This is a genomic window from Sphaerospermopsis reniformis, assembly GCF_005402885.1.
GTDB classification, from domain to species: Bacteria; Cyanobacteriota; Cyanobacteriia; order Cyanobacteriales; family Nostocaceae; genus Sphaerospermopsis; species Sphaerospermopsis kisseleviana.
In genome coordinates, this window is sequence record NZ_BJCE01000507.1 from 1 (window position 1) to 963 (window position 963).

The window sequence follows — 963 nt, forward strand, 5'->3', positions numbered from 1 at the left end:
CTCTTGAAATCCCAAAAAATGCACACTTTTTCCGGTATACCCTTCAAAACCCTTGCACTAATTTCTGTGTTTATCAGCCTCTAACCTTTGATATATCAAGGTTTTAGGTTTATTCAGCAAACCCTAGATAGGGTATGAATATATCTGTAATAATTAAAAGATTTTATATCTACTTGGAGAAGTAAAACTACCAAATCTGATTTCTATCCCTAGATTTATGAATTACCGAGCAAGAATGCTTATAGTTGGGTTGTTAGGTGATGATTCACCTAATTTCGTAAGTGAGGCTAACAATCATGTCAAATCAAATAAATGCTGCCAATTTATTTGTTGTTTTATCTGATGAAGCACAAGAATTTATCACTGGAGGGGCTGACTTTGAATTAGCTGGCAGTAACTTCGCTAATAGATTAGCAAACTTGCAAGGTACTACAGCTTCTGGACCTAATGGTAGCACAGGTGACTCCATCGGTACAAGTTCTGCTGTGAACACCGCAGCCCAAGACTTTTTAGGATTAGGTGCGCCCATAGTTCCTCAAGTTGCAGCGTTGGGTGCAGCACCCGTTATCAATGGACAAGCCGCACCTACACCCGGTATTGGCGGTCCTGGCGGTCCTGGTGGTCCAATCGGTGGCGGTGGTCTTTTCGGTACTGCTGGCGGTCCTTTTGGCTAAATCTCCCCACCCTGTTAACCACTTACTCCCATAGATGGTCAAAAAAATCAGCTTTCACAACACTAGATCGCTTCGCCTATTTAGGTGATCAAAGAAGCAAATGCCTTGCTTCTTCTTGATGCCTCTAGCCAAAATCTGCAACTGTGATTCGCAGTAACTAACTAATTAGGGGTTGCTGAGAAAGTCTTTCCGTGAGGGCATAGGAGTCAGGAGTCAGGAGTCAGGAGTCAGGAGGAGATTTGAAAATTTCTTTGCCATCTCTTGAAATCCCCAAAAATGCACACTTTTT

The 963-nt window shown here is 42.3% G+C and carries 1 protein-coding gene; it reads left to right on the forward strand.

Annotated elements, in window-relative coordinates; all coding sequences use genetic code 11:
- The first annotated feature begins 296 nt into the window (after nt 1-296).
- On the forward strand, nt 297-674 hold the full coding sequence (locus tag FFR48_RS28075) for a CTB family bacteriocin (RefSeq protein ID WP_137669595.1): 378 nt from the start codon (nt 297-299) through the stop codon (nt 672-674).
- The last annotated feature ends 289 nt before the right edge of the window (nt 675-963 follow it).